The sequence below is a fragment of the Sphingomonas arvum genome (assembly GCF_026013565.1).
Lineage (GTDB): Bacteria > Pseudomonadota > Alphaproteobacteria > Sphingomonadales > Sphingomonadaceae > Sphingomicrobium > Sphingomicrobium arvum.
In genome coordinates this window covers 935205-960850 of record NZ_JAPDOB010000002.1, presented here as the reverse complement: position 1 = coordinate 960850, position 25646 = coordinate 935205, and the positions used below count along the sequence as shown (strand labels likewise).

The following is a 25646-nucleotide window of genomic DNA, read 5'->3' as shown; positions in this document are numbered from 1 at the left end:
GCGCTCAGGGCGCGACGATTTCGCGGTCGAGGGACTGACGATCCCACTTCGCGAGATCGGCGCCCACCTCGTAAGCGCTGCGGAAGAACTCGGCCAGCATACGTTCCGGCTCGGCGGACGCGGCGACGTCGGCGTGGGGCAAGATCCATTCGCCGAAGCCCGTGTCGAAGCGTCCATGCCTGACGGCTGCCTGGCGGTAGCCCGCGGGTTCGGGATAGAGGTAACTGTAGAAGAACGGCTCGGCCGCGGTCGCTCCTGCTGCCCAGAAGCCAGCGCTGCTGACTTCGTGGCTATACGCTTCGCGGGCGACGCGGTCGGGCAAGCCGGGCACGTTCCCAGGGTGGGTCGGCGCCCGCCGGCCGGAGAAGAAGCTCACCGCCAGATCGAAAGCGCCCCACCAGAAATGCACCGGGCTCGACTTGCCCGCGAATGACGCCCGGTGATCGTTGAACACCGGCAGCATACGCCCGATTGCGTCCCGAAAACGGGTAGCGACCTCCCGGTCGTAGTGCCGCTCCACCTTGTCTTCGCTGAAGGACGGCGCATCGGGAAGCTCGCTCGGGCGGTCGTTGAATTGGGCCGGCAGGCCATGTCGCCGAAGCGCATCACGTAGGGCGCCATGGATGGCGGCCACGCTGCCCGCCTCAAGGGAGATGGCCTCCGCGCTTCCATCGCTGACACGAAGGTCGACCACATGACGGCACAGATCCAGCGAGAGCGCAAAGGAGCGACCGTCGGCAACCGTCGTCGGCAGGGTTGCGAAGCCGCCGGCTTGCGGTTGCAAGGCGAGATGCCAGCCGTGGTTGACCCAAGGTGCATTCGCGATCCGAACCTTGCCCAGCATCTGGGAAGCCAGGTGCAGGACCGTCAGGGTTTCACGGTCGATAGCGCCGTCCAGGCGAGGCCACTCGCTCACCTAAGCATTATAGCATTGTTCGGTCGCGAATGCTTGCAACCGAATCGGCTTACGCGCCGATGAGCTCCCGCCCGATCAGCATCCGCCGGACCTCGTTCGTGCCAGCGCCGATGTCGAGCAGCTTGGCATCACGCATGAAGCGCTCCACCGGCCAGTCCTTGGTATAGCCCGCCCCGCCCAGCGCCTGCACCGCCTCCAGCGCCACCTTTACCGCGCTCTCGCTCGCCAGCAGGATCGCACCGGCCGCGTCGAAGCGCGTGGTCTTGCCGGCGTCGCAAGCCTTGGCGACCTGGTACACATACGCTCGGGCCGAGTTCAGCGCGACGTACATGTCTGCGATCTTGGCCTGCATCAATTGCTGGGTCCCGATCGGTTTGCCGAATTGATGACGCTCGCGGACATAAGGCAGGACCACGTCGAGGCAGGCCTGCATGATGCCGAGCTGGATACCCGCCAGCACGGTGCGCTCATAGTCGAGCCCGCTCATCAGGATGCCGACGCCGCCGTTCTCCGGACCCATGATGTTCTCGGCGGGCACGAAGCAATCGTCGAATACCAGCTCGGCCGTCGGAGAGCCGCGCATGCCCATCTTGTCGATCTTCTGGCCGATGGAGAAACCCTCCATGCCCTTTTCGATCAGGAAGGTGGTGATCCCGCGGCTGCCCTCGCCGGTCTTGGCATAGACCACCAGCACGTCGGCATAGGCGCCGTTGGTGATCCAGAACTTGGTGCCGTTCAGACGATAGCCGTTGCCGCTCTTTTCGGCCTTTAGCTTCATGGAGACGACGTCGGAGCCGGCGCTCACCTCGCTCATCGCCAACGCGCCGACCGATGATCCGTCGATCAGCCCGGGCAGGTACTTGCACTTCTGCTCGTCATTCGCCCAGCGCCGGATCTGGTTGACGCACAGGTTGGAGTGGGCACCGTAGCTGAGGCCGACGGACGCGGAGGCGCGGGCGACCTCCTCCTGCGCGACTACATGCTCGAGGTAGCCGAGGCCTAGGCCGCCCCATTCCTCCTCGACGGTGATGCCATGAAGGCCGAGCTCACCCATCTGCGGCCACAACTCGATCGGAAAGCGGTCGTCGCGGTCGATCTCGGCCGCGAGCGGCGCGATCTTGTCGGCGGCGAAGCGCTCGGTGGACTCGCGGATGGTGTCGGCCATCTCGCCAAGGGCGAAGTCTAGGGTCGGTGCGGACATGAGGCGGCGCTAGCAGAGGGCCCGCATCTTCCACAAGGCGGCCTTCAGTCTTATGTGCAGTGCAACATAACCCTTTCGAGGAACTGTCGCCATGGCCACTGCCGCCACCGATCCCGTTGTCATTCTGTCCTATGCCCGCACGCCGATGGGCGCGATGCAGGGGGCGCTGGCGGACGCCAGCGCGACCGACCTGGGCGCCACCGCGGTCAAGGCGGCGGTCGAGCGGGCCGGCGTGAACGGCGCCGACATCGACCGCATCTACATGGGCTGCGTGCTCCCGGCCGGGCTCGGCCAGGCGCCGGCGCGCCAGGCGGCAATCAAGGCCGGGCTGCCGACCAGCGTTCAGGCGACCACCGTCAACAAGGTCTGCGGATCGGGCATGCAGACGGTGATCATGGGTTCCGAAGCGATCAGCGTCGGCAACGCGGACGTGATCGTGGCGGGCGGCATGGAGTCGATGACCAACGCGCCCTACCTCCTGAAGAAGCACCGGTCGGGCGCGCGGGTCGGCCACGACACCGCCTACGACCACATGTTCCTCGACGGGCTGGAAGACGCCTACGAGGAAGGCCGCGCCATGGGCAGCTTCGCCCAGGCGACCGCCAACGACTACCAGCTGACCCGCGAGTCGATGGACGCCTACGCCATCGAGAGCCTGAACCGCGCCAAATCGGCAATCGACAATGGCGGGTTCGGTGACGAGATCGTGCCGGTAACCATCAAGAGCCGCGCCGGGGAGACCGTGGTCGACACCGACGAGGCGCCCGGCCGCGGCCGGCCGGACAAGATTCCGCAACTCAAGCCCGCCTTCGACAAGGAAGGCACGATCACGGCGGCGACCAGCTCGTCCATTTCCGACGGTGCCGCCGCCGTGGTGCTGGCGCGCGAGTCGGTGGCGCAGAACAAGGGTCTGCAGCCGGTCGCGCGCATCGTCGCCACCGCCGCCCACGCCCAGGCGCCCGCCGAGTTCACGATCGCGCCCATCGGGGCCATCCATAAGGTGCTCGACAAGGCCGGCTGGAGCATCGGCGAGGTCGACCTGTTCGAAGTGAACGAGGCGTTCGCCTGCGTCGCCATGTTCGCGATGAAGGACCTCGGCATAGGCCACGACAAGATCAACATTCATGGCGGCGCCACCGCCCTCGGTCACCCGATCGGCGCCAGCGGCACTAGGATCATCGTCACCTTGCTGAATGCCCTCAAGCAGAAGGGCCTTAAGCGCGGCATCGCCTCGCTGTGCATCGGTGGCGGCGAGGCCACCGCCGTTGCGGTGGAGCTGGTCTAAGCGTTGGCTTCGCTCTCCTCCGTTCCCATCTGGGATGGAGGAGAGCAGTCCATGGACTTGTCGAACGCCCCCACGCCCCGCCGCGCGGTCGTCTACCGCATGGTGATGCCGACCCACACCTGCCCGTATGGGCTGAAGGCGCTCGACCTGCTGAAGCGCAACGGCTTCGCGGTAGAGGATCATCACCTCACTACCCGCGCCGCGACGGACGCGTTCAAGGCCGAGCATGGCGTCGTCACCACGCCGCAGGTATTCGTCGGCGCTGAGCGAATCGGCGGCTACGACGACCTGCGGCGCTTCCTCGGCAAGCCTATGCGCGATCCCAAGGCGACCAGCTACCGGCCAGTCGCTGCCCTGTTCGCAATCACCGCTTTGATGGCGATGGCGGCAAGTTATGCGGTGAGCGGCCAACCATTCACGATGCGAGCGGCGGAGTGGTTCATTGCTTTCTCGATGTGCGTGCTGGCGCTGCTGAAGCTGCAGAACGTCGAGACGTTCGCCACCATGTTCCTGAACTACGACCTGCTGGCGAAGCGCTGGGTGCCGTACAGCTACGTTTATCCGTTCGCCGAAGGGGCGGCGGGCGTGCTGATGGTCGCCGGAGCGCTCACCTGGCTGTCCGTCCCAATCGCACTGTTCATCGGCACGATCGGCGCCGTGTCCGTGTTCAAGGCGGTTTACATCGATAAGCGGGAGCTCAAGTGCGCCTGCGTCGGCGGGGGTTCGAACGTGCCGCTCGGCTTCGTGTCGCTGACCGAGAACCTGCTGATGATCGCCATGGCGCTGTGGATGGCGCGCCTGGCCGTCTGATCAGGCGGCCTGCAGCAGGCCCTCGTCCTTCAGCGCGCGCTGCACAGATTCTCGACCGCCGATCCGCTGCACGTAGCGGCCGATATTCGGGCGGTCCTCGTAGCTGATACCGAAGTGGTCGGCCCAGCTCAGCACTACGAACGCGTAGGCGTCGGCGACCGTGAACTGGTCGCCCAGCCAATAGTCCCGGCCATCGGCCAGGTGCTGCTCGACGAAGTCCAGGCGTGAGTTGAGCTTGTCCAGCGCGGCCGCGCGCGCTTCGCCCTGCGGATTGCCGAAGAACGGTCCGAAAGCCTTGTGGAGTTCGCTCGACAGGAAGCCGAGCGCCTGGTGCAGCCGGGCCTGCGTCAGCGCGTCACCTTCCGGCGCGAGCCGGCCGGGCGCAAGCGAGGCGATGTACGGGAGGATCGCATCATTCTCGGTCAGGACCTCGCCCCCGTCGAGCTCCAGCACGGGCACGTAGCCGAGCGGGTTGAGTTCGCGGAAGTCGCGGCCGTCTTCCGTCCGCTTGGCGCGAATGTCGGTGCGGACGAATTGGGCATCACGGCCGATCTCGTACAGCGAGATGCGCGACGCCATCGAGCATGCGCCGGGTGCGTAGTAGAGCTTCATGGGCCTGGCCTCCACTTCTCGTCAGTCCGGCCTCGCTTGCGCCTTTGCCGGATCGCCCGCAAGCGTCAGTCCACCGTTTCGCCGTCCGATACGCCCCATATATCGGTGATGCGGATGTAGCCGTCCCGATCGCCCACCTTGATGTGGCACCAGCCGGAGCTACACTCGTCGATGCGGCCCACCACGCCGGGCTGCGCGTTATAGCGGACCCGGCTGTTCTCGTCGGGCTTCGCATGGATCGGGCGCGGCTCGGTGCCGCGGACGATGGCGGTCCGGCGCGCGCTCAGCAGCGACACCAGCATCCAGCCCCGCACGCCGTCAGGGTCCTCGACGTAGCGCCAGTTGGGATAGACCCGCAGCACGCGGATCGGCAGGTCGCGGCGCTTGTACAGCCACACGCCGGGAAAGTTGCGGCCTGGACCCGTGCGCATCATCGCCTCGCCGCTAGCGATCGAGCCCCAGTACGGCGGCGTCTTGTCCTGCGCGGCGGCCGGCGCCGCCATTACGCCTGCAAGCACGGAGAGCAGGGCCAATTTACCGGACGGCAACCATGACCAACGAGAAAGGCGGCGATGAGCACCCTCACCTATCTTGCACTCACGCTCGCCGTCATCCTGACGCTGATGCTGTGCGAGCGGCGCTGGGCCTGCTCCGACACGCGCTCCGCCATGCGAATCAACGCGGTGGCCTATCTGCTGTTCACCGCTGTCCAACTGCAGCTGCTTCCGCTGATCCAGCCCACTCCGGGGCACGCACTGATACAGCTCGGCGCCTGGCCGTTGTGGCTTGGGCTGCTGACCTTCACCCTGCTGATGGACTTCGGCGAGTTCGGTTTTCACTGGGCGCAGCATAGGATTCCCTGGTTGTGGCGCATGCACGCGCTGCATCATTCCGACCCCAACATGAACGTGACAACCACCGTTCGCCACTTCTGGGGCGATCCGCTGGTGAAAGGGCTCACGGTGTGGCCGTTGTGCGCCTACCTGACCAGCCCCACGCCCGTGATCCTGGCGAGCTACGCCCTGGTCGGTCTGTATAATTATTTCGTGCACGCCAACCTGCGGGTCGATTTCGGCCGCTGGTCGTGGCTGCTGAACAGCCCCGCCTACCATCGTCGCCACCATTCGGCGCTGCCCGAACATTTCAACAGCAATTACGCGGGGCTCTTCCCCTTCTACGACCTGTTGTTCGGGACCTACCGACGGCCGGACGGCTTTGCGCCGACTGGCCTTGCCAAGATCCCGCGGACCTTTGCCGACGTCTTGCTCTGGCCGGTGCGCACCAGCCAGAGCTGAGCCATCAGGCGCCGGTCCGGATCCGGTCGACCAGCTGCTTGACCGTCGGCACGAAGCCATTCGAATAGAACGGATCGGACTTGAACCGGAATGCCGCGTGGCCGGCGAACATCAGGTTTTCGTCGACCGGCCCGCCATGGGCGATGTCCTGCAACGTCTTCTGGATGCAGAAACTGCGCGGGTCGGCCAGGCGGCCAGTCGAGTTCTTCTCATTGTCGGCCCATGACGAGAAGCTGCACTGGCTGAGGCAGCCCATGCAATCCGCCTGATCCTTGCGGATCAGCTTCTCTTCCTCTGGCGTCACGAACACCAGCGTGTCGTCGGGCGTCTTCATCGCGTTGGTGAAGCCGGCGGCGAACCATTCGCGGGCGTGCTGCAGGTCGCCCTTGGTCACCCAATAGTTCTTCTTGGTGCCGATGCCGACGTCCAGCTCGAACGCATGGTCGCCGATCGCCTCCCGCGTGTAAGCGATCTGCCGCTCGCTGCGGCCTTCGAGGCTCCGCAGGAACGGATTGCGGACGGCCGACGAGTAGAAACCGGTGGGCGAGAACTTGTGCAGGAGGACGTCGCCTTCCTCCAGGGTCATCAGCCGCTGCTTCCATTCGACCGGAATCGGGCTTTCCTGGGTCAGCAGGGGGCGGGTTCCGAACTGGAACATGATGGCGCCCAGCTCCGGATTGTCGATCCAGTCCTCCCATTCGTCTAGGCGCCACACGCCGCCAGCCATGACGATCGGAACGGAGTCCGCGATCCCACCCTTGCGCATGACGGCGCGCAGCTCGGCGACGCGTGGGTAAGGATCCTGCGGCTTGCGCGGGTCCTCGGCGTTGCTGAGGCCATTGTGCCCGCCCGCCAGCCACGGGTCCTCATACACGACGCCCGACAACAGCTCGGCGACCTTGCTATAGGCCCGCTTCCACAACGCGCTGAACGCACGGCCGGAACTGACGATCGGCAGGTAGGATACGCCGTATTGGGCAGCGATTTCCGACAGCTTGTATGGCATACCGGCGCCGCAGGTAACGCCCGCGACCAAGCCCTTGGTGCGCTCCAGGACGCCGTGCAGCACATGCTGCGCACCGCCCATTTCCCACAGCACGTTGATGTTGATGGCGCCCTTGCCGGACGCCATGTCGTACGCCTTGCGGACCTGCGCCACCGCGCCGTCGATGGCGTAGCGGATCAGCTCCTCATGCCGCTCGCGCCGGGTCATGCCGCTGTAGACCTGCGGCACAATGCGGCCTTCCGGATCGTAGCTGTCGGCGTTGACGGCGCTGACCGTGCCGATGCCACCTGCGGCCGCCCAGGCGCCCGAGCTCATGTGGTTGGTCGCGCTGACGCCCTTGCCGCCTTCGACCAATGGCCACACTTCGCGACCGCGATACACGATGGGCTGCAGGCCCTTGAACAACGCCTCTCTCCTGTCCGGTTCGGGCGCGCTATACAGGCGACGGCGCCCGAATAGCTAGAGAAACGCAAAAGGCCGCCGGTGGGTACCGGCGGCCTCCTGATTCGAGCCGTTAAGGGCGCTTAGCAGCTACCTTTGGCGACCTGGTTGCCGAGCAGGGCACCGATAGCACCGCCGACGATCGCGCCGGTGGTTCCGCTGCCACCACGACGGTAGCCGTAGCGATTGTAGCCGCCGCCGCGGGTCACCTGGCTGCCGATCACCGCACCGGCGACGCCGCCGATGACCGTGCCGGCCGTGCCGTTGCCGCAGCGATAGCCATTTCGGCCATCATAGTAGGTGTTCCCGTAATAGCCCTGGCTGGCATAGCCGTTGTTGTAATAGCCATTACCGTAGTAGCCGTTGCCGTAGCCGTAATTGTAGCTCGGCGCATAGCCGCGGCCGTAGGTGCCGTAACCGCCGTAGTTGCCGTACTGGCTGCCGTAATAGAGCTGGCTGTAATGCGGGCGGGCGCTGGCGACGCCGGGAACGGCGATGGCTGCGAGGGCCGAAGCGGCGAGCAGGGTTTTCTTGAACATGGGAGAAACTCCTTCTTGATGAAGGAGGTATGCGCGCCCGCCATTGACGCCGTCCTGAATAGTCCGTTTGCTCCCGTTAAGGCAGCAAAACGAAATCGAGCCCGATATCGACTGCAGGAGCCGACTGGGTGATCCGGCCTACTGAGATGTAGTCGACCCCGGTGGCAGCGATGCCGCGGATCGTGTCGAGGTTGACGCCGCCCGACGCCTCCAATGGCACCCGTCCGCCGACCAGGGACACGGCCTTGCGCAGCGTGTCGTTGTCCATGTTGTCGAGCAGGAGCCGCTCGGCTCCCGCCGTCAGCGCCGGTTCGATCTGATCGACCTGGTCGACCTCGACCTGGATCTGAAGGCCGGTGTTCGCCGCCCTTGCTCGGCGCACCGCCTCGGCCACGCCGCCGTTCACCGCGACGTGATTGTCCTTGATGAGCACGCCGTCGTCGAGCCGCATCCGGTGGTTGGCCGCCCCGCCCATTCTCGCGGCGAGCTTCTCCAGCACGCGCAAGCCGGGGATCGTCTTGCGCGTGTCGAGCAAAGTCGCGCCGGTGCCGGCGATCGCGTCGACATAGCGACGGGTCAGCGTGGCGATTCCGGACAGGTGCTGCAGCGTGTTCAGCGCCGACCGCTCGGCGGTCAGCATGGCGCGGGCGCCACCCTCCAGCCGCATCAGCACCGTTCCGGCTGGCACCTTGTCACCATCCGCCACCGGAGTGTCGATCCGCACGCCGGGGTCCAGCGCGCGGAAGAAGGCGGCGGCGAGGTCGATACCCGCCACGACGATCTCCTCGCGGCAGTTCATCTCCGCCCGGAACCGCGCGCCGTCGTCGATACAGGCGGCGGAGGTGACGTCGCCGCCCTGCCCCAGGTCCTCGGCCAGGACGTCGTGGACGAAGCGGGCGGTATCGAAGTCAGCGGGCAGCATGGGCCCGGCGTTAGGCAAGCCCGCGCCGCGCGACAAGCGTCACGCTGGCGAGTCGGCCTCGGCCGCGGCCTGGCTCGCCTGATGCCAGCCGTCCCCTTCCTTGCGGAACTGGGTCGGCTTGCCCGACTCGAACGCGGCGCCTGTCCAACGCATCAGGGCGATGCTGACCTTGCCCGGCTCGGCGTCGATCAGGTTGAAGCTCTGCTCCTCCTCGCGCAGCCGGACGGAGGTCGCGGTGCCGGCCTGCACAACCAGCGCACCGCCGGCCCGAGTCACCAGGTCGCTCGCCCGGTGGGTCGAGGCGCGATGGTTGTGACCGGCCAGCAGCAGGTCCACGTCGAGGTCGTTGACCGCGTCCAGCGCCAGTTCCTGCCGCCCGAGCGGCTTGCCCAGGATTCCGGTGTCGTCGACGGGCAGCGCGAAGAGGGGATGGTGCGTGACGAGGATCCGCACCTGCTCCTTGGGCACGCGCGCGAACTCTTCCCGGATGAAGTCGATCTGCTCGCGGTTGATCCGCCCGTCCTTGATCGTGAACGAGCGCGCCGTGTTGATCCCCAGCACCGCCGCGCCGGGCAGCTGATGATAGGGGCAGAGCACGTCATCGACGAACCGCCGATACCTGGTCAGCGGCGACAGGAAGCGGCGCAGCACGTCGTACAGCGGCACGTCATGGTTGCCGGGCACCGCCATGACGTCGTGGCCAGCCTCCCGCAGCCGCTCGAGAAAGCGGCAGGCCTCCTGGAACTGCTCGGTCTTGGCGCGCTGGGTGAAGTCGCCGCTGATAACCACGAGGTCGGGCCGGGCAGAGTCGATCTCGCGCTCCACCGCGGCGACGATCGCCGGATCGTGGGCGCCAAAATGCAGGTCGGACAGATGAACGAGACGAGGCATTGCCGTCCAACCCCCGTCATGCTGAACTTGTTTCAGGCCGCCGCATCGGCAAAGTGGCGCGCATGGATCGGACAGAGGCTAACACCGGCACCCGCGACGTCTCCGAACGGCTGCGCTTCGATGAAGCGGGGCTGACCCGCTGGATGGAGGAGCATGTGCCGGGCTTCGGCGCCCCGCTCACCGTCAGCCAGTTCAAGGGCGGCCAGTCGAATCCGACCTACAAGCTCGACACCCCTGCCGCCGCCTACGTCCTGCGCCGCAAGCCGCCGGGCAAGATCCTGCCCGGCGCGCACGCCGTCGACCGGGAATATCGCGTACTGGCCGCCCTCGGTGCGCAAGGCTTCCCAGTGCCCCGCGTCTACGCATTGTGCGAGGACGAAGGCGTCATTGGCACCGCTTTCTACGTCATGGACATGGTGCCCGGCCGCATCGTCTGGGAAGCGCAGTTCCCGGGCTTGGAGCCGCAGGCACGCGCCGCGCACTTCGACGCGATGAACGCCACAATCGCCCAGCTGCACAGCTACGAGCCAGCAGTCATCGGCCTGGGCGACTACGGCCGCGCCACCGGCTTCGTCGAACGGCAGGTCGGCCGCTGGTCCAAGCAGTATCTGTCCGACACGGACGCGGGCCGGCTGGAAACGATGGACAAGCTCGTCGACTGGCTGGCGAAGCACGTGCCGGCCGACCGGGGCGAAAGCCGCGTGGTTCACGGCGATTATCGCTGCGACAACATGATCTTCGACAACTCTGCGCCGCAGGTGCGCGCCGTGCTCGACTGGGAGCTGTCGACGCTGGGCGACCCGGAGGCGGATTTCGTCTACCATTGCCTGATGTACCGCATGCCCGCTGGCATCTTCACCGGACTGGCCGGTCTCGACCTGCCTTCGCTCGGCATTCCGAGCGAGGACGACTATGTTACGGCCTATTGCCGCCGTACGGGCCGCGCGGGCATTCCGGCGTTCGACTATCTGATCGTCTTCTCGCTGTTCCGCCTCGCCGCGATCATCCACGGCATCAAGGGCCGGCTAGTGCGTGGCAATGCATCGAGCGGCCATGCCGCGGAATCGGTCAAGGCGCTGGAGCCGCTGGCTGAACTCGCCTGGCAACAGGCGCAGCGGGCGCGGCTGTAACAGGCGATGGACGCGGTCCGCCAGGGAGGCTCATCCGACCCCCCCGGCGCCGCGGCGAGCATTGCGGACGCCAAGCGCGGCCTGGGAAGCGTGCCGTTCGCCCGGGCGCTGGTCACCGGCCTGCTGCTGGCGCTGGCGGTGGTGGTCGCCCGCTTCAGCTGGGACCTGCCGATGAGCAGCTTTGCCGAGCGGGTGGCGTTCGACGTACGCTCGCTGCAGGCGGCGATGCACCGGCCCGCCGCGCAGGACCCGCGCATCCTGCTGGTCGTCTATACTCCCGCGACCCAGGAGGCGACCGGCAAGCGCTCGCCCCTCGACCGCGCGATCCTGGCACGGGCGCTCGCCAACCTCGATCGGCTTAGAGCCAAAGCAGTCGGCATCGACATCTTGATCGACCAGCCGCAGCCCGAGGACGATGCGCTCCGCTCCACCCTGCGCGCCATGCGCACGCCGACTTGGCTCGCCTACGCCAGCGCGGCCCACAACGGCGCCGACATGCAGCCCTGGCAACAAGCGCGGCTCGACGCCCTGTTCCGCGACCTTCGGGGCTCCCGGGTGCGCCCCGCCAGCATCCACCTCGAAGCGGACGGCGACAATGCGATCCGCAGCTGGCCGCGCACGCCGCGGGACTTGCCGCCCTTCCTGCCGCAAGCGCTCGCCGGGAATTCGAACGGGGCGCACTACGACGGCAGCATCCGCTATCGGATGCCGGCGGATCCCGAACGGCAGGTGTTCCTCAGCCTGCCCATCGACCTGTTCGCGCAGCCGGAGACCGCCGCCGCGCTCGCCGACCAGGTGCGCGGCCGCATCGTTCTGATCGGCGGCGACCTGCCGGACTCGGACCGGTTCGTCACGCCCGAAGGCCGCCTGGCCAACCCGGACACGGCGTTCGGCCGCCAGTTCCGGGAAAACATCCCGGGGCTGGAGGTCCATGCCACCATGCTCGCCCAATTGCTCGATACCCGCATGCCGACGCCAACTGGTGCAAGCGGTCTTTGGCTGCTCGCCTTCCTGGTGGTCCTCGCCGGCGCGTTCACCGCGATGCTCGACGTGCGGCCGTGGGTACTGGGGGTAATCCTCGGCGGTGAGATGGCCTTCTTCATCGCCACGCCCTTCTGGCTGCAGAACATCGGCGTCGACACCCGCGACCTGCCCGCCGTGGGCTGGGTGGCGGGCTGGCTGCTCGCGTTCATGGCGACGGAAGCGGCGGTCCGCGCCTTAAGCTCGGAGCAGCGCCGCTTCGCCCAGGCGGCGCTCGGCAAATATCTCCCACGTGACATTGCTGCCGAGATCCTGCGCGACCCCGACAAGCTGTCTCTGACGGGAGAGAAAAGGGCGATCTTCGCCCTGTTCACCGACCTGGAAGGCTTCACCAGGCTGTCGCACCGGTTGCGGCCGGAGGAAGTCGCACCGTTACTCAACGCCTATCTAGACGGCATGTGCGAGATCGTGCTGCGGCATGGCGGGACGATCGACAAATTCGTCGGTGACGCGATCGTGGCACTTTGGGGAGCGCCCATCGCCCGCGATGACGATGGGGAGCGCGCCGCCAATGCGATGCTCGAGATGGTCGCCTTTGCCCGCGACTTCAGCACCCGCGGTGATCAGGCGGCGGTGCGCCTTGGCCGAACCCGCGTCGGTGTCCATTACGGCGAGGCGATCGTCGGCAATTTCGGGGGCCGCGATCGCTTCCAGTACACGGCGCTTGGCGACGTCATGAACGCCGCCGCGCGGCTTGAGTCGGCGAACAAGGCGTTGAAGACCGCCGGCCTGATCAGCGCCACGGCGCTAGAACGGAGCAACAGTGATGCATTTCGGCCGATGGGCCGAGTGACCCTGGCTGGCCGCTCGACCCCGATCGAGGTGTGGGAGCCGGCGCCGGACATGCCGTTTGCCGACCGACGCGCGCTGGCGCAGGCCTGGACGGCCTTTGACGCGGGCGATCTCTCGGCCCTCAACACCCTGCACGCATTAACCGCGCGTTATCCGGATGATGCGGCGCTGCAGTTTTTCGTGTATCGTCTGGAGGATTGTGGCCCCGGACGCCACTTCGAACTTCGGGAGAAATAGGGTGGCGAACCTTCCGAGACTGCTTGCCGGCGCAATGCTGCTGGCGGCGGCGGGCGCGGCATCCGCGGGGGTTATTGTGGTGCGCTCTTCGGGACCCAGCGCGACGCAATATCCGATCGGCAAGTCGCTCGCTGATAACGCCAGGATCAGCCTCAAGGGCGGCGATATGGTGGTCGTGCTGGACGGCAAGGGCTCGCGCACCCTTAAGGGGCCCGGCACCTATCCTGCGGCCGGCGGCAGCGGGGGCGGCAGCGCCACCAGTTTTTCGGCGCTGCTCGCTTCCGCCAACGGTCGCCGCGGCCGGGTCGGAGCAGTGCGTCCGGCGCCCCAGCCCCGCCAGGTCTGGCAGGTCAGCGCGGATCGCTCCGAGACCTTCTGCTTTGTCGCCCCGGGCACCGGCCTGCGCCTCCGTCGCGAGGACATCCAGGCGACTCGCACGGTTACGATCAAGGACCTAGCCAGTGGCAAGTCGGCAGAGGTCGAGTTCGACGCCGCCCAGCAACTGGCCGACTGGCCGACCAACTTGCCGGTCACCGACGGCAACCGCTATCGCATGGGCTCGGTTGAGACGGTGATGAAGGCCGTGGACGGCGGCAGGGGCTTCGCTGACCTCGGCAGCGCGTTCGTCCGCGCCGGCTGCACGGCCCAGCTGGACGCGCTCAGCACCACGGCCGCTTACGCCTCGGCGGAGTGATCAGGCGGGCGGCGTGCCGAGTAGATAGGGAGCGAGCGGCAGCAGCAGTTTCACGTCCATCGCCACGCCCGCCGCACGGCGCTCGGCCACGAAGGCGGGCAGGTCGGCCGGCGCGACCAGGTGGACGGTGATGTTCTCCTCACCCGCGACGCCGCCGCCCTCGCCGACCCGCCGGACGCCATGCGCGCGGACCAGGGTGAAGCTCTCGGTCAGCATGCCTGGCGAGGCATGGAATTCTCCGAGCCGCTCGATACGCTCGGCAGTATGGCCAGTTTCTTCCTCAAGCTCCGCAACGGCGGTGCTCTCAACCGTCGCGCTGGGATCGTGATCCCCGACCAGCCCCGCCGGCAATTCGAGGCAGGGCCCGCCGACCGCCACCCGATATTGCTCGACGAGGATCAACTTGCCGTCATGCTCGGCATGGATGACGACGGCACGAATGCCGCCGACCCGGCCGGCATATTCCCACTTGCCGCGACGGCAGGCCTGCACGAACCGGCCCTGCCACATGGTCTCGACCGGCGCGTCGAAGTCGGGGTCGCGCCCGTCCTGCCTGCCCTGACCGGAGTCGAACGGAGCTTGTCGAAGGGTCATAGCTCAATCAGCCGGTCGGGAAGCTCGTTCACGTCGCGCTCGGACCGCGGGAAGTGCTCCGCCAACACATCACCGACGATGCCGACGGCCGCGATGAGCCCCTCGGCCGGGCGACCCTGCTTGAGCTCGGCAACCAGCCCCGCCATTGCCTCGCCCCAGGTCTCCGGTCCGGTCACCTCCACGATCGCCTCGTCCGCGACAATCTCCGCCCGGTGCTCGGCAATCGACAGGTAGATGAGCACGCCGGTGCGGCCCACGGTGCGCCGCTCGGCCGCCGCCTTGAACAGCGCGCAGGCGCGGCGGCGCACCCGGCGGTGCTTGGTCGCCCCCGGTGTCAGCGCCAGCCGCAGCGGCATGTACTTGAGGATCAGCAGCACCGCGGTGAACTTGAGCACGGCCAGCACCATCAGGAAGAACAGCAAGGGCCCGAGGCGCGGCTCCGTGCCCCAGCCGCCGCCAAGCAGCAGGTCGCGCCACCAGGTCAGCCAGCTCGGAAACGCCGCCGCCCAGGCCAGCACGGCCAGCAGCGTCGCCACTGCCCAGTGCAACGCCACATCATGGTACGGGTCGGAGCGGTCGGTCAGGATGGTGACGATCTCGCCGTTGCTCCTCGCCTCGGCAGCCGCGACCGCTTGCGTGATCCGCTGTTGATCGGCCTCGCCGATGTTGAGCTTCACCATGACCCCGACGCTCCCCCGCCGCCAAACGACCCGCCGCCGCCCGAGAAACCGCCGAAGCCGCCACCGCCGCCGCCGAAGCCGCCGCCGCCCCAGCCTCCACCGCCCCAGCCGCCGCGCCGCGACGACCGGTTCAGTTCATTGAGGCCCCACAGCACGACCCAAGGACTGATCCCGCCGCGCGAGCGCCCGCGATAGCGACGGCCACCGGCACGCCGGCCGAAGGACATGAGCACGAACAGGATTATGAGGCCCCAGAAGACCAGCCCGAACGGCACGCCACCGCTGGGGCCCGTATGCTGGCGCTGCTGCGCCCGCTGCTGCGCCGCCTCGATCGCGGCGCGCTCCGCCACCTCGGGCGGCGCTTGTAGCTGCGCGATCAGCGCATCGGTTCCAGCCCTGATCCCGCCCGGCATGTCCCCCGCCTTGAACCGGGGCACGATGACCTCGTCGACCACCCGGTTGGAAAAGGCATCCGTCAGGATCGGCTCCAGGCCGTAGCCGACTTCTACCCGCACCTTGCGTTCATTGGGCGCCACCAGCAGGATGGCGCCATTGTCCGCTTCCTTCTGGCCGATGCCCCAGGCGCGGCCGAGCCGGTACCCATAATCCTCGATCTCGTAGCCACCGAGCGACGGCACGGTTGCGACCACCAGCTGCCGGCTGCTCTTGGTCTCGAGCGCCTCCAGCTTGGACGTGAGGTCGGCCACGTCCGCCGGTGACAGCAGGTGCGCCTCGTCGACCACGCGACCGGTCAGCTTGGGAAACTGCTGCGCCATTGCCGGGACCGCGACCAGCAACAGCAGCACCGCCGCCAACCACCTGGTCATGCCAGCGAAGCTCACGTGCGGGCGCTCATTGCTGGTTGAAGGTCACCGTCGGCGCCACCTCGGCATTCGGCGTCACTGCCTCGAACGGCACCTTAGGCTTGGCGCCGTAGAAGATCTTGGCGCCGATCGCGTTGGGGAAGGTGCGGATGGTGGTGTTATAGCTCTGCACCGCCTCGTTGTAGTCCTGCCGGGCGATGGTGATCCGGTTCTCCGTGCTTTCCAACTGCTGCTGAAGATCGCGGAAATTGGCGTTCGTCTGGAGCTGCGGATAGGCTTCCTGCAGCTGACGGAGCGGGATCAGCGCCGTGGACAGCTGCCCCTGCGCCTGGCTGAAGCGGCGCACCGCCTCCGGGTCCGACAGCTGCTCGGGCGTGAGCGTGATCTGGGTAGCCCGTGCCCGGGCCTCGGTGACCTCGCGAAGCGTGTTGCGTTCCTGCGCCGCGGCGCCCTGCACCGTGTTCACCAGGTTGGGGATGAGGTCCGCCCGGCGCTGGTACTGGTTCTGCACCTGCGCCCACTTGGCGTTGACGTTTTCTTCCGAGGTCGGGACGGCGTTGACGCCGCACGCCGACAGGCTGAGCGCGGCGGCGGGGGCAAGAAGGCCCAGGCGCGTACGAAAGGTCATGCGTCGTTTCCCCTGCAGAACGTTGTTCGGTGACTTAGGTAGATGGGACACCAACCCGTTTCAATGCAGGAGGGTCCAAGTCACGAACGTCAGGGAGCACGGACGGTGGGGAGCTTGGGTTGCCCGGCGCCCTGCGCCTCGGACAGAAAGTCCGAGGGATTCTGTTGCCCGGCTCCCTCGGAGGCCGCTGGAATCCCCTTCTGTTGCCCGGTGGGGTCCGACCGCGCTTTTGTCCTAGTAACCTAATCCGTGAGGATCGGGTTACGCGGCAATCGCGAGCGCCTCGTTATCGTTGGCACTTGTGTGAAAGGCGGTTTTACGGCTCACCTCAGCCGACTGGCAGCCCGATCTTTATTGCACCCGTCGATCCTGTTTCGCCCCCATCAGCAACGGCGCGCACCCGAGGTCCGCTAAGCCTCATCGCGCCGCTGCTGGTGGAGGCGCCGGGGTACTGCCCCCCGGGTCCGAAGTGCCTATTCCAACGTGCACTCTACCAGCATAGCCGGTTGCCCGGCCCGACCTATCTAAGGCTTCAGACCCCGACTCTCAAGCACGATGCGCACGGAACTCAACAGTTGGGGCTAGCGTTGTGCCGCGCCAAGCGGATAAGAGCATCCGCCTAGAACGATAAACATGTAAGGGGAAAGCACACATGAAGAAGATCACTTTCGCGCTGGTTGGCGCGGCTTCGCTGGCGCTCGCGGCTTGCGGCGGCAAGGGCGACGACTCGCTCGGCGAGAACGTGCAGTCGAACTACGAGAACGCCGCCGAGAACCTCGACGCGATGGCCGACAACACCGGCAACGCCGCCGTCGCCGACAGCCTGGAGAACCAGGCCGATGCGCTGAAGGCCGAGGGCAACCGCAAGGAAGAGGCGATCGACGACGCCGACGTCAACGCCGCCAACCCGGCCGAAGCGAACGCCGCCGTCAACGCGATGTAAGCTTCGCTTCTGGCGAATTGGGAAAGGTCGGTCCGGGCTCGGACCGGCCTTTTTCTTTGGGCGACGGCTCCCTAGGTCGGCGGCATGAGCGACGACGCCATTCCCGCGGCGACCCTGGTGGTCATACGCGACCGTCCGGGCGGACCGCCCGAGTTGCTGATGGTGGAACGGCCGCGGACCATGGCTTTCGCCGCAGGTGCGATGGTCTTTCCCGGCGGCCGGATCGATGCGGAGGACTGGACCGACGGCGGCGCCCTGGTCGACGCCGCCCGCATCGCCGCGGTGCGCGAGACGCGGGAAGAGACGGGGCTGGAGGTCATACCCGAGGCGTTGGTGCCGTTCGCCCGCTGGCGGCCGAACTTCCGCCACCACCGCCGCTTCGACACCTTCTTTTTCCTTGCGCCCTGCCCGGCCGATGCCGGCCCGCTGCGTCCACAGCCGGGCGAGTGCGAGCGGGCGGAGTGGCTGGCGGCGGCCGAGGTCCTGGCGCAGATCGCGCGCGGCGAGGCGAGGGCCATCTTCCCTACCCTGCGCAACCTGGAGCGGCTGGCGCAGTTCGGCAGCTTCGCCGAGGCCGAGGCCCACGCCCGCGCGATTCCGGTCGAGACCATCACCCCGTGGGTCGAGGAGGACGGCGGCGAGCAGTGGCTACGCATCCCGGATCACCTCGGCTATCCGGTGACTCGCGAGCGGCTAGACACGGCCATGCGGGCCTGAACCAGCCGCCAAGCGTTCGGCCGCCATGGTTCGCGCCGTCCGCTGGTTTCTCCTGTTCTGTGTCCTGGCCGTTGCCGTGATCGAGCTCAAGGCCCGGTTTGACCGCCGCCCGCAGGACCTGCCGTGGACGGCGCTTCGCCTGGACGATCCCGTCGGGCGCTTCACCGCCGGCAAGATCGCCGCCCTGGGCGAAGCACCGGCCCAATGCCGTGCGCTGCTGGCCGCGGCCGGCACCCGCGACCGCGCGGCGCCGCCGCGCCGCCCGGCGCCGACCTGCGGCTACGACGACGGCATGATCCTCGCCGGCGGCAACGCCCGCCAGGGCGGCTTCGCGCCGGCCGGCCTCGTCACCAGTTGCCCGGTCGCAACCGCCCTGCTGCTGTGGGACGAGCGGGTGGTTCAGCCGGCCGCCCGCCGCCACTTCGGAACCAGCGTCACCGCCTTCAGCCATGCGGGCAGCTTCAGCTGCCGTCGCCTATACGGGCGAGCAAGCGGGGCCTGGTCGGAGCATGCCACTGCCGACGCCGTCGATATTCTGGGCTTCCGTCTCACAGACGGGCGCACCGTTTCCGTGTTGCGCGACTGGCCCGGATCGGGACAGGACGCCGCCTTTCTGCGCGATGCCAGGGACGGCGCCTGCCGCCTGTTTACGACCGTATTGTCACCCGATTACAACGCCGCGCACCGCGACCACCTGCATCTCGACACGGCTTATCGCGGTCCGGGCGGCTGGCGCGCCTGCCGCTAAGGTCGACTCACTGGAGCCCCCACGAGAAAGGGGACCCGCCCCCCGGCGAGTCCCCTTCCTGTTCGCGTAGCCTTGCGGCCGGCGGTTACGACAGGTGCTTGGACAGGTGCTTGTTCATCTCGAACATGGTGCAGCGGTCCTTGCCGAAGATCTTCTTCAGCTTGTCGTCAGCGACGATTTCGCGCTTATTCTGCGGATTCTGCAGGTTGTTCTTGCGGATGTGGTCCCACACCTTGGACACCACTTCGCTGCGCGGCAGCGGATCCTTGCCGACGATGTCGGCGAGGTCCGGCGACGGAGTTACCGGACGAGCCAGGCCGCCCCCTGCTTTACGACCAGTCCCGCTCGATTCTTTTGCCATTAGGCCCTCCTGTTGTTCCGCAATCGATAGAGCGCAAAGCGAAGCGCTGCGCAAGAGCCTGTTGGGTGACCAAAAAGCGCTAAACGCCCAAGAAAAAGGGCACGATCTTGTTGGCCGCATCATGGCCGATGTCCGCCCGGCCGAGGTAAGGCACGCCCGAGCGGCCGCACCAATCGCGCACGATCGCCTCCTCGTCGCTGCCGAACGGCCGATCGTTCTCCGGCACGATGCAGCGACCCAGCCGGATGCCGGCGCAGCGCCGCACCGCCGCGCTGCCGGTCAGGTGGAACATCAGCCGGTCGATCCGATAATGCTCCTCGTCCACCTCCTCGACCAGCAGCTCGCGGCCCGCGAAGTCCGGCTCGAGCGCGGTGCCGAGCAGGCAGGATAGCACGGTCAGGTTGAATGCGAAGGCCGGTCCCGCGACCTGCCCCTCCACGGCTCCAGGATCGCGCCGCACCAGCCAGTCGAGCGCGCGACCGACCGCCCCCTCGCCGCCAGCGCGCAGCACGTCCTGCGGCATCGGCCCGTGTGCCACCCTGCAGCCCGCGCCATGCAGCGCCGCCAGCAGAAAGCCACCATCGCTGTAGCCGAGGAACGTCTTCAATCGCGCCGCGTCCGGCAGGTCCCGCACCGCCGCTTCCGCGATCCGGTTTGAGCCGTAACCGCCGCGCGCGAACCACACGGCGTCCACCGCCGGATCAACCATGACCTCCCGCAGCGCCGCCAGCCGCTCGCTGTCCGAGCCGGCGAAATGGCCGTCGCTCAGGTAGCATTGCGGATTAACGACCAACTCGGCATCGCCCCGCGCCGCGACGATCGCGCTCACGGCCTCCGCGGCCTCGGCCTTCAACGGGCAACTCGGCGCGACAACCGCGATCCGCATGGCTTTTCCTTTGTCTTGTGCCCCGGTGCCCAATAGGGCGGCTGCGATGAGTGAATCCAGCTACTTCTTCTGCGGCGTGGGCGGCAGCGGCATGCTCCCCTTGGCCTGTATCGTCCGGGCGCAGGGCCATGCCGTCGCCGGTTCGGACCGCGCGCTCGACGCCGGCCGTCTGACGCCCAAGTTCGATTTCCTGCGCTCAGTTGGCATCGCGCTTTACCCACAGGACGGGTCGGGCCTCGCCGAAGGCACGACGCTGGTCACCTCCGCCGCCGTGGAAGAAACCATCCCAGATGTGGTCCGCGCTCGCGAACTCGGCCTTCCGCACCTGACCCGGCCGCAGCTGCTGGCCGAGTTGCTCAACGCCGCGGGCAGCAGCGTCGCGGTCGGCGGCACCAGCGGCAAGTCCACAGTCACGGGCATGATCGGCTGGATCCTCCACGCGCTCGGCCGCCGCCCGACGGTGATGAACGGCGCGGTGATGAAGAACTTCGTTTCCGCCGACACGCCGTTTGCCAGCGCGCTGGTCGGCGACGCCGGGCTCTTCGTCAGCGAGGTGGACGAGAGCGACGGCTCCATCGCCCTTTACCGGCCGCAAGTGGCGGTGCTGAACAACGTCAGCCTCGACCATAAGGAGATGGCGGAACTGCGCGAGCTGTTCGGCGGCTTTCTCGATCGGGCGGCGACAGCGGTCGTCAACCTTGATGATCCCGAAAGCCGGCTGTTGTCAGAACGCTTGCCCAATGTCGCTGGTTACGGCTTCGACAGCCCGGGTGCGGCGGTGAGCGGGCACGACCTGGAACTCGCGCCCGACGGCAGCCGGTTCACCGCCAGCGCCGACGGCGGCAGCTACCCGGTCGCCCTCTCCTTGCCGGGTCGCCACAACGCATCCAACGCCCTTGCCGCGCTCGCGGCCGTGCGTGCGCTCGGCGTTCCGCTGGCCGACGCGGCGGAGGCGCTGGGCCGCTTCACCGGCCTCAAGCGCCGCCTGGAGACGGTCGGCACTGCCGCCGGCGTCACCGTGATCGACGACTTCGCACACAACCCCGACAAGATCGCCGCCACACTGGCGACCCTCACCGCGCGGTCGGGCCGGCTGCTGCTGTTCTTCCAGCCGCACGGCTACGGGCCGCTGGCCAAGATGGGCGAGGAACTGGCCGCCACCTTCGCCCGAGGCATGCGGCGCCAAGACCTACTGCTGCTCAGCGACCCCGTTTACCAGGGCGGCACCGTGGACCGCTCGCGCGGGTCTGACTGGCTGGCGGACGCGATCCGCACCGCCGGGGGCACCGCGGAGCACATCGCGGCCCGTTCGGACATTGGCGCTCGCCTCCTCACCGAAGCGCGCGAAGGCGACACGATCGCCATCCTCGGCGCCCGCGACGACACGCTGAGCGAGTTCACCGCCGAGCTGGTGCGGAACCTGGAGCGCCGCGGCTGATTGAACGGCCATGGCCAAACCCGGCACCGTTACTGGCTGGAAGCTCGATCGTTCCGAGCGCGAGCAGCTGCTTGAACGACACCCGCCCCGCTACGAGCAGGCGGTTGCCGATCACGTCACCTTGGAAGTCGGCGGCAAGCAGGTGCCGGCCGAGGTCAAGGCAAGCATCGTCGGGCGCACCGATGACGAAAGCGGCGTCGAGGCGATGGTGGTCACCATCGATGGCAGCGTGGACCGGCCGGACGGTTCGACCTACCACATCACCTGGTCGCTTGGGCCCGGGCGCAAGGCGCGCGAGAGCAATGACGTGCTGAAGCAGCGCGGCTGGCAGGAGCTGGATCACCCGGTGCCGGTGACGCTCACCCCCGCCCGCTTCTGATGGCCGAACCGCACCTGTTCCTCGATTGCGACGGCGTGCTGGCCGACTTCGACGCGGGCGCGCGCAAGGTGTTGGGCATGGGCGTCCAACAGTTCGAGGCCAGACACGGCAAGCGCGCCTTCTGGCGCGAACTGACCCGCGCCAAGGACTTCTACGCAACCCTGCCCGAGATGCCCGATGCGCGCGAGCTGTTCGACGCCGTGGCGCACCTCAAGCCGACGATCCTCACCGGCCTGCCGCTCGGCAACTGGGCGGCTCCGCAGAAGGTTCGCTGGGCGGCCGAGCACTTCCCCGGCGTGCCGATCATCACCTGCATGGCGCGGGACAAGTACCGCCACATGACAGGCGCGGACGTGCTGGTCGACGACACCCTGCGCCACCGCGCGGCGTGGGAGGATGCCGGGGGCATCTTCATCCATCATACCAGCGCGCGAGCCAGCCTCGACGAACTCGCCCGGATATACCCAACGGTGGAACGCTGAAAACCAGCGCCCACCCGTTGATGCTACGCCGCCGCGGCGACGTCGACCTTCTCGACCCACTCGGGCCAGAAGACGGGCTCCCGGTTCGACCAGCCCGGCGCGGTCGCCGCGCTTTCACTGATCGACTGCAGCAGGCTGCGGCGGCGGTCCGGGTGCAGGTGCGGCAGCGCGGCGGCGGCGCAGAACGCGGCGGGCAGCCACGGGCGCACCGCCGCGCCCAGCAGCCGCTCGTAGAGGAAGCGATAAGCGGCGAAGTTCGGCACCCGGTCCTGGCCGAGGTCGAAGGCCGTGACGGTCATCAGCTGGCCCATGAACGGGTCGATGGTGTCCAGGCCGCTGTCATCAGGGATCTGCAGCCGAAGCGCATCGAGCTGCTTGTAGATGCGGCTCTGCGCGCGGATCGACGCCGCTTCCGCCTCGTCGCGGGCCCAGCAGCCGAGCGCGTCCCGCCGACCGAATGCCACATCCAGCGACCGGCGCAGGTAGCGCTGGGTCGACTTGGGAAACGCAGCGAATTCCTTGATCTCGCTCAGCAGCAGCGCCCCACCGGCAGGCTGGCTGTTCTGTGTGCCCATGACCCCACACTCCTTTACGCTCGGCGGGACCATGGCTTTGATCTGGTTGCACAAAGCTTAACCATGGGCTCGCCCCCCGTTCATATGAAGCCAGAGGGCGGGTCGGTCAGCAAGGACGGACTGCAGCAGCTTGTCGCAAGCCGCCTGTCTGTCACTCAAATGCAACTTATCGAGAAGTTCACCTTGACCGTGGAACTATTCCGGAAACCCTGACGACGGCACCGGATCGTCGTTCTGGCCTGGCTGCGCAGCGGCCGGTGGGTCGGAGGCGTCCATGGACTCATCGCTGCCGACGTCGGCCTTGGCATCCAGGTCGTCTGGGTTCTTGCGCAACCGCCGTTCCAGCTCCTTTTCCGGGTCGGCGGAGATGACGGGCGGCGGGCAGTTCTGCGGGTCGATGGTGTCGGTCACGGGAAATCCCTCCTGGGTCTTGCTGCCGTAACGATTGCCCGTCGCAGCCCGTTCCGTTCGACGGGCGGCTATCGCGCTTCGGCAAGCGGACGGCGGGGCGTTGCACCGACCGGCCGCAAAGCGCACAATCATGCGGATGAACATGCTTCGCTACGTGGACGCAACGGCGGAGGCCCACGCGCCGCGCGAGGAACGACCGTTCGCCGACTGGAAGCGGGCTACTTCACTGATCATCCTGTTCTGGCTGGCCTACACAGTGACGGTCGTCGCCCGCGCCTTTCTCGGTGACGATCCCGCAACGTTTCTTCTCAACAAGCTGGTCATGCTGGGGGTCGGCACCGTCCTGACCTTCGGCATCTATGTGGCTATTCAGCTATTTGCACCGCAGCCGGACCTCGGTCGCAAGGCAGTGGTCGCAGGGGTGACATCCCTGATTGCGGCATCCTTGCTGTCGGCGATGCTCATGGCAGCCGAAGGGCACATGCGCAGCAGCAAGGAGGAATTCCGCTTCCAAGCGCGCGAAGGCTTCGTCGTGATCACCAAGGGCGAGCAGGTCCGGATCGAACGGCGCGCCGCGGATCCCGTGGTGCTGACGCTCCCCAAGGTCAATCAGCTCAGCAACCGCGACCGCTTCCGCCTAGGTGCTGATACGGCTGTAATCTGGTTGTTCTTCTTTGTTGCGTGGAGCGCCTTTTATCTTGCGGCGGTGTCGCAGGCCCAGGCGCTGGCCCTGCAGCGCCGCGCCGCGCTGGCCGAAAGCGCGGCGCAGTCGGCGCAGGTCCGCGCGCTCCGCTACCAGGTCAATCCGCACTTCCTGTTCAATACGTTGAACAGCCTCTCCTCCCTGGTCATGGCCGGCCGCTCGGCCGAGGCCGAGACCATGATCCTCAAGCTGTCCAACTTCTTTCGCAGCAGCCTGTCGCTCGACGCCACCGCCGACGTCACGCTGGCGGAGGAGATCGACATGCAGCGGCTCTACCTCGATATCGAGAAGGTCCGCTTCCCCCGCCGCCTCAAGGTCGAGATCGACGTCCCGGCCTACCTCGGCCAGGCCCGCCTGCCTGCCCTGGTGCTGCAGCCGGTGGTGGAGAACGCCATCAAGTACGGCGTGTCGGCCACCCGCGACAAGGTGACCCTGCGGATCGAGGCCAACGAGCCGTATCCCGGCCGCCTGCAGATCACGATCACCAACAGCGGCGGCACCGCGCTGAAGTCGCCACGCCAGCGCCACCAGCCGTGCAGCACCGGCGTCGGCCTCACCAACGTCTGCCAGCGTCTCGCCGCACGCTTCGGCCGTGAATCCAGCTGTTCGTTTGGCCCAATGGCGGAAGGCGGCTATCGTGTAGTCATGACCCTGCCCCTGAACCGCGACCCAGGCACGAATGGATGACCAACCGCTAAGAGTGCTCGTGGTGGACGACGAACCGCTCGCCACCGAGCGCCTTCAATTGCTGCTCGCGCGCTGCGAGGGCGTCGACCTGGTCGGCACCGCATCCGACGGCGAAGGCGCCGTGCGGATGAGCGAGGCGCTGTCCCCCGACCTGCTGCTGCTCGACATCGCGATGCCGGGCCTCGACGGGATCGACGTGGCGCGCGCCATGGCTGGCCGTCAGCCCAGCCCGGCAGTGGTGTTCGTCACCGCCTTTGACCAGTTTGCGGTGGCGGCATTCGAGGTGGCGGCGGTCGACTACCTGATGAAACCGGTCGACCCGGCCCGGCTCGAACGCGCCCTGACCCGTGCGCGCGAGCACCTGCGCCGGAGCACGTCCGAGCCGACGCCGGCCGCCTCCGTTGCCCTCGCCAGGGGCCGCTACCTGGAAGAGTTCTGGGCGTCGGACCTGACCGGCCTGGTCCGCATCGCATCCCGCGACATCGACCGGGTCTCGGCCGAGCGCGACTACATGCGGCTGCACGTCGGTCCGCGCAGCTGGCTGATTCACCACAGCATGGCGGCGCTGGAGGAAGGGCTCGACCCGGAGCTGTTCGTCCGCCTGCACCGCTCGGCGATCGTCCGGCGCGACTTCATCACAGGCTTCCAGCGCAACCCTTCCGGCCGCTGGATCGCGCGCCTGGCGGATGGGGCCGAGCAGCCGGTCGGACGGCTCTACGCCGACAGCGTCCGAGCGATTGCCGGCCGCTGACCTTCCCTACTTCGAAAGGATTGCCAG

30 protein-coding genes and 1 other RNA gene are annotated in these 25646 nt (G+C 67.4%); 14 read left to right on the top strand and 17 right to left on the bottom strand.

All coding sequences use genetic code 11. From position 1 onward, the window contains the following. Positions 1–4 precede the first annotated feature (4 nt). Complete coding sequence (locus tag OMW55_RS12330; RefSeq protein ID WP_264883511.1) at positions 5–916, bottom strand: DUF5996 family protein; 912 nt, start codon at positions 914–916, stop codon at positions 5–7. Between the two features lie 49 nt (positions 917–965). Continuing rightward, positions 966–2117, bottom strand: a complete 1152-nt coding sequence (locus OMW55_RS12325) for an acyl-CoA dehydrogenase family protein (RefSeq protein WP_264883510.1) — start codon at positions 2115–2117, stop codon at positions 966–968. A gap of 91 nt (positions 2118–2208) precedes the next feature. Here OMW55_RS12325 and OMW55_RS12320 point away from each other — a divergent pair, with 91 nt between their 5' ends. Further along, the gene (locus OMW55_RS12320) at positions 2209–3402 is read left to right on the top strand and encodes an acetyl-CoA C-acyltransferase (protein WP_264883508.1); all 1194 of its coding nucleotides are present in this window, start codon (positions 2209–2211) and stop codon (positions 3400–3402) included. A 51-nt stretch (positions 3403–3453) separates the two neighbouring features. Further along, complete coding sequence (locus OMW55_RS12315; RefSeq protein ID WP_264883507.1) at positions 3454–4212, top strand: glutaredoxin family protein; 759 nt, start codon at positions 3454–3456, stop codon at positions 4210–4212. Here the strand turns inward: OMW55_RS12315 and OMW55_RS12310 are convergent, their stop codons facing one another. Together OMW55_RS12310 and OMW55_RS12305 are read right to left on the bottom strand one after the other, a co-directional pair. After that, positions 4213–4824, bottom strand: coding sequence for a glutathione S-transferase C-terminal domain-containing protein (locus OMW55_RS12310; RefSeq protein WP_264883505.1), 612 nt, complete (start codon positions 4822–4824; stop codon positions 4213–4215). Between the two features lie 65 nt (positions 4825–4889). Continuing rightward, positions 4890–5327: an SH3 domain-containing protein gene (locus tag OMW55_RS12305; protein ID WP_264883504.1), complete on the bottom strand. Its 438-nt coding sequence runs from the start codon at positions 5325–5327 to the stop codon at positions 4890–4892. Between the two features lie 69 nt (positions 5328–5396). On the opposite strand from OMW55_RS12305, the gene OMW55_RS12300 reads away from it, so the two are divergent. Beyond that, a complete protein-coding gene (locus OMW55_RS12300; RefSeq protein WP_264883501.1) occupies positions 5397–6119 on the top strand; it encodes a sterol desaturase family protein in 723 nt (240 codons plus the stop codon). 4 nt (positions 6120–6123) lie between these two features. On the opposite strand, the gene OMW55_RS12295 is transcribed toward OMW55_RS12300, so the two are convergent. From OMW55_RS12295 to OMW55_RS12280, 4 genes are all read right to left on the bottom strand, one after another. Further along, a complete protein-coding gene (locus tag OMW55_RS12295; protein ID WP_264883499.1) occupies positions 6124–7530 on the bottom strand; it encodes an NAD(P)H-dependent flavin oxidoreductase in 1407 nt (468 codons plus the stop codon). A gap of 119 nt (positions 7531–7649) precedes the next feature. After that, on the bottom strand, positions 7650–8105 hold the full coding sequence (locus OMW55_RS12290; protein WP_264883498.1) for a glycine zipper 2TM domain-containing protein: 456 nt from the start codon (positions 8103–8105) through the stop codon (positions 7650–7652). A 76-nt stretch (positions 8106–8181) separates the two neighbouring features. Then, the gene (nadC, locus tag OMW55_RS12285; RefSeq protein WP_264883496.1) at positions 8182–9027 is read right to left on the bottom strand and encodes a carboxylating nicotinate-nucleotide diphosphorylase; all 846 of its coding nucleotides are present in this window, start codon (positions 9025–9027) and stop codon (positions 8182–8184) included. A gap of 39 nt (positions 9028–9066) precedes the next feature. Then, positions 9067–9918: a metallophosphoesterase family protein gene (locus OMW55_RS12280; RefSeq protein WP_264883495.1), complete on the bottom strand. Its 852-nt coding sequence runs from the start codon at positions 9916–9918 to the stop codon at positions 9067–9069. Between the two features lie 62 nt (positions 9919–9980). On the opposite strand from OMW55_RS12280, the gene OMW55_RS12275 reads away from it, so the two are divergent. From OMW55_RS12275 to OMW55_RS12265, 3 genes are read left to right on the top strand one after another with little or no spacing between them, the layout of a single operon-like run. Further along, on the top strand, positions 9981–11048 hold the full coding sequence (locus OMW55_RS12275; protein ID WP_264883493.1) for a phosphotransferase: 1068 nt from the start codon (positions 9981–9983) through the stop codon (positions 11046–11048). 6 nt (positions 11049–11054) lie between these two features. Continuing rightward, complete coding sequence (locus OMW55_RS12270; RefSeq protein WP_264883492.1) at positions 11055–13118, top strand: adenylate/guanylate cyclase domain-containing protein; 2064 nt, start codon at positions 11055–11057, stop codon at positions 13116–13118. A gap of 1 nt (position 13119) precedes the next feature. After that, entirely contained in the window at positions 13120–13812 is a 693-nt protein-coding gene (locus OMW55_RS12265) for a hypothetical protein (protein ID WP_264883491.1), read from the top strand. On the opposite strand, the gene OMW55_RS12260 is transcribed toward OMW55_RS12265, so the two are convergent. From OMW55_RS12260 to ssrA, 5 genes are all read right to left on the bottom strand, one after another. Continuing rightward, positions 13813–14406, bottom strand: coding sequence for an NUDIX hydrolase (locus OMW55_RS12260; protein WP_264883489.1), 594 nt, complete (start codon positions 14404–14406; stop codon positions 13813–13815). It abuts the gene before it with no gap. Continuing rightward, positions 14403–15086 (bottom strand): TPM domain-containing protein, encoded by a 684-nt coding sequence (locus OMW55_RS12255; RefSeq protein ID WP_407822143.1) that lies wholly within the window; start codon positions 15084–15086, stop codon positions 14403–14405. The genes OMW55_RS12260 and OMW55_RS12255 overlap by 4 nt, the downstream gene beginning before the upstream one ends. Further along, positions 15080–15913 (bottom strand): TPM domain-containing protein, encoded by an 834-nt coding sequence (locus OMW55_RS12250; protein WP_264883487.1) that lies wholly within the window; start codon positions 15911–15913, stop codon positions 15080–15082. Before OMW55_RS12250 ends, OMW55_RS12255 begins: the two co-directional genes overlap by 7 nt. 25 nt (positions 15914–15938) lie before the next feature. Further along, positions 15939–16538 (bottom strand): LemA family protein, encoded by a 600-nt coding sequence (locus tag OMW55_RS12245; RefSeq protein ID WP_264883485.1) that lies wholly within the window; start codon positions 16536–16538, stop codon positions 15939–15941. 188 nt (positions 16539–16726) lie between these two features. After that, positions 16727–17092, bottom strand: a transfer-messenger RNA (tmRNA) gene (ssrA, locus tag OMW55_RS12240). Between the two features lie 98 nt (positions 17093–17190). On the opposite strand from ssrA, the gene OMW55_RS12235 reads away from it, so the two are divergent. The 3 genes from OMW55_RS12235 (at position 17191) to OMW55_RS12225 (ending at position 18946) form a co-directional block, all read left to right on the top strand. Continuing rightward, entirely contained in the window at positions 17191–17481 is a 291-nt protein-coding gene (locus OMW55_RS12235) for a hypothetical protein (RefSeq protein ID WP_264883483.1), read from the top strand. An 84-nt stretch (positions 17482–17565) separates the two neighbouring features. Then, positions 17566–18198, top strand: coding sequence for an NUDIX hydrolase (locus tag OMW55_RS12230; RefSeq protein WP_264883481.1), 633 nt, complete (start codon positions 17566–17568; stop codon positions 18196–18198). A 25-nt stretch (positions 18199–18223) separates the two neighbouring features. Further along, complete coding sequence (locus OMW55_RS12225; protein WP_264883479.1) at positions 18224–18946, top strand: extensin-like domain-containing protein; 723 nt, start codon at positions 18224–18226, stop codon at positions 18944–18946. An 85-nt stretch (positions 18947–19031) separates the two neighbouring features. Here OMW55_RS12225 and OMW55_RS12220 read toward each other — a convergent pair whose 3' ends face one another. After that, complete coding sequence (locus tag OMW55_RS12220; RefSeq protein ID WP_264883478.1) at positions 19032–19307, bottom strand: SWIB/MDM2 domain-containing protein; 276 nt, start codon at positions 19305–19307, stop codon at positions 19032–19034. 79 nt (positions 19308–19386) lie between these two features. Further along, a complete protein-coding gene (locus OMW55_RS12215; RefSeq protein ID WP_264883476.1) occupies positions 19387–20193 on the bottom strand; it encodes an LD-carboxypeptidase in 807 nt (268 codons plus the stop codon). A gap of 46 nt (positions 20194–20239) precedes the next feature. On the opposite strand from OMW55_RS12215, the gene OMW55_RS12210 reads away from it, so the two are divergent. Genes OMW55_RS12210 through OMW55_RS12200 form a run of 3 tightly spaced genes read left to right on the top strand, consistent with a single transcriptional unit; the run spans position 20240 to position 22492 of the window. Continuing rightward, positions 20240–21631: a Mur ligase family protein gene (locus tag OMW55_RS12210; protein WP_264883475.1), complete on the top strand. Its 1392-nt coding sequence runs from the start codon at positions 20240–20242 to the stop codon at positions 21629–21631. A gap of 10 nt (positions 21632–21641) precedes the next feature. Further along, the gene (locus OMW55_RS12205; protein WP_264883474.1) at positions 21642–22010 is read left to right on the top strand and encodes a hypothetical protein; all 369 of its coding nucleotides are present in this window, start codon (positions 21642–21644) and stop codon (positions 22008–22010) included. Next, complete coding sequence (locus tag OMW55_RS12200; protein ID WP_264883472.1) at positions 22010–22492, top strand: 5' nucleotidase, NT5C type; 483 nt, start codon at positions 22010–22012, stop codon at positions 22490–22492. Before OMW55_RS12205 ends, OMW55_RS12200 begins: the two co-directional genes overlap by 1 nt. Positions 22493–22515: 23 nt before the next feature. Here the strand turns inward: OMW55_RS12200 and OMW55_RS12195 are convergent, their stop codons facing one another. Further along, positions 22516–23067 (bottom strand): hypothetical protein, encoded by a 552-nt coding sequence (locus OMW55_RS12195; RefSeq protein ID WP_264883471.1) that lies wholly within the window; start codon positions 23065–23067, stop codon positions 22516–22518. Between the two features lie 195 nt (positions 23068–23262). Beyond that, positions 23263–23478 carry a hypothetical protein gene (locus tag OMW55_RS12190; RefSeq protein ID WP_264883469.1) on the bottom strand — a complete coding sequence of 72 codons (216 nt, stop codon included), beginning with the start codon at positions 23476–23478 and terminating at the stop codon, positions 23263–23265. A gap of 142 nt (positions 23479–23620) precedes the next feature. Here OMW55_RS12190 and OMW55_RS12185 point away from each other — a divergent pair, with 142 nt between their 5' ends. Continuing rightward, positions 23621–24868, top strand: coding sequence for a sensor histidine kinase (locus OMW55_RS12185; RefSeq protein ID WP_264883468.1), 1248 nt, complete (start codon positions 23621–23623; stop codon positions 24866–24868). Beyond that, positions 24861–25619 (top strand): LytR/AlgR family response regulator transcription factor, encoded by a 759-nt coding sequence (locus OMW55_RS12180; RefSeq protein WP_264883465.1) that lies wholly within the window; start codon positions 24861–24863, stop codon positions 25617–25619. Before OMW55_RS12185 ends, OMW55_RS12180 begins: the two co-directional genes overlap by 8 nt. The last annotated feature ends 27 nt before the right edge of the window (positions 25620–25646 follow it).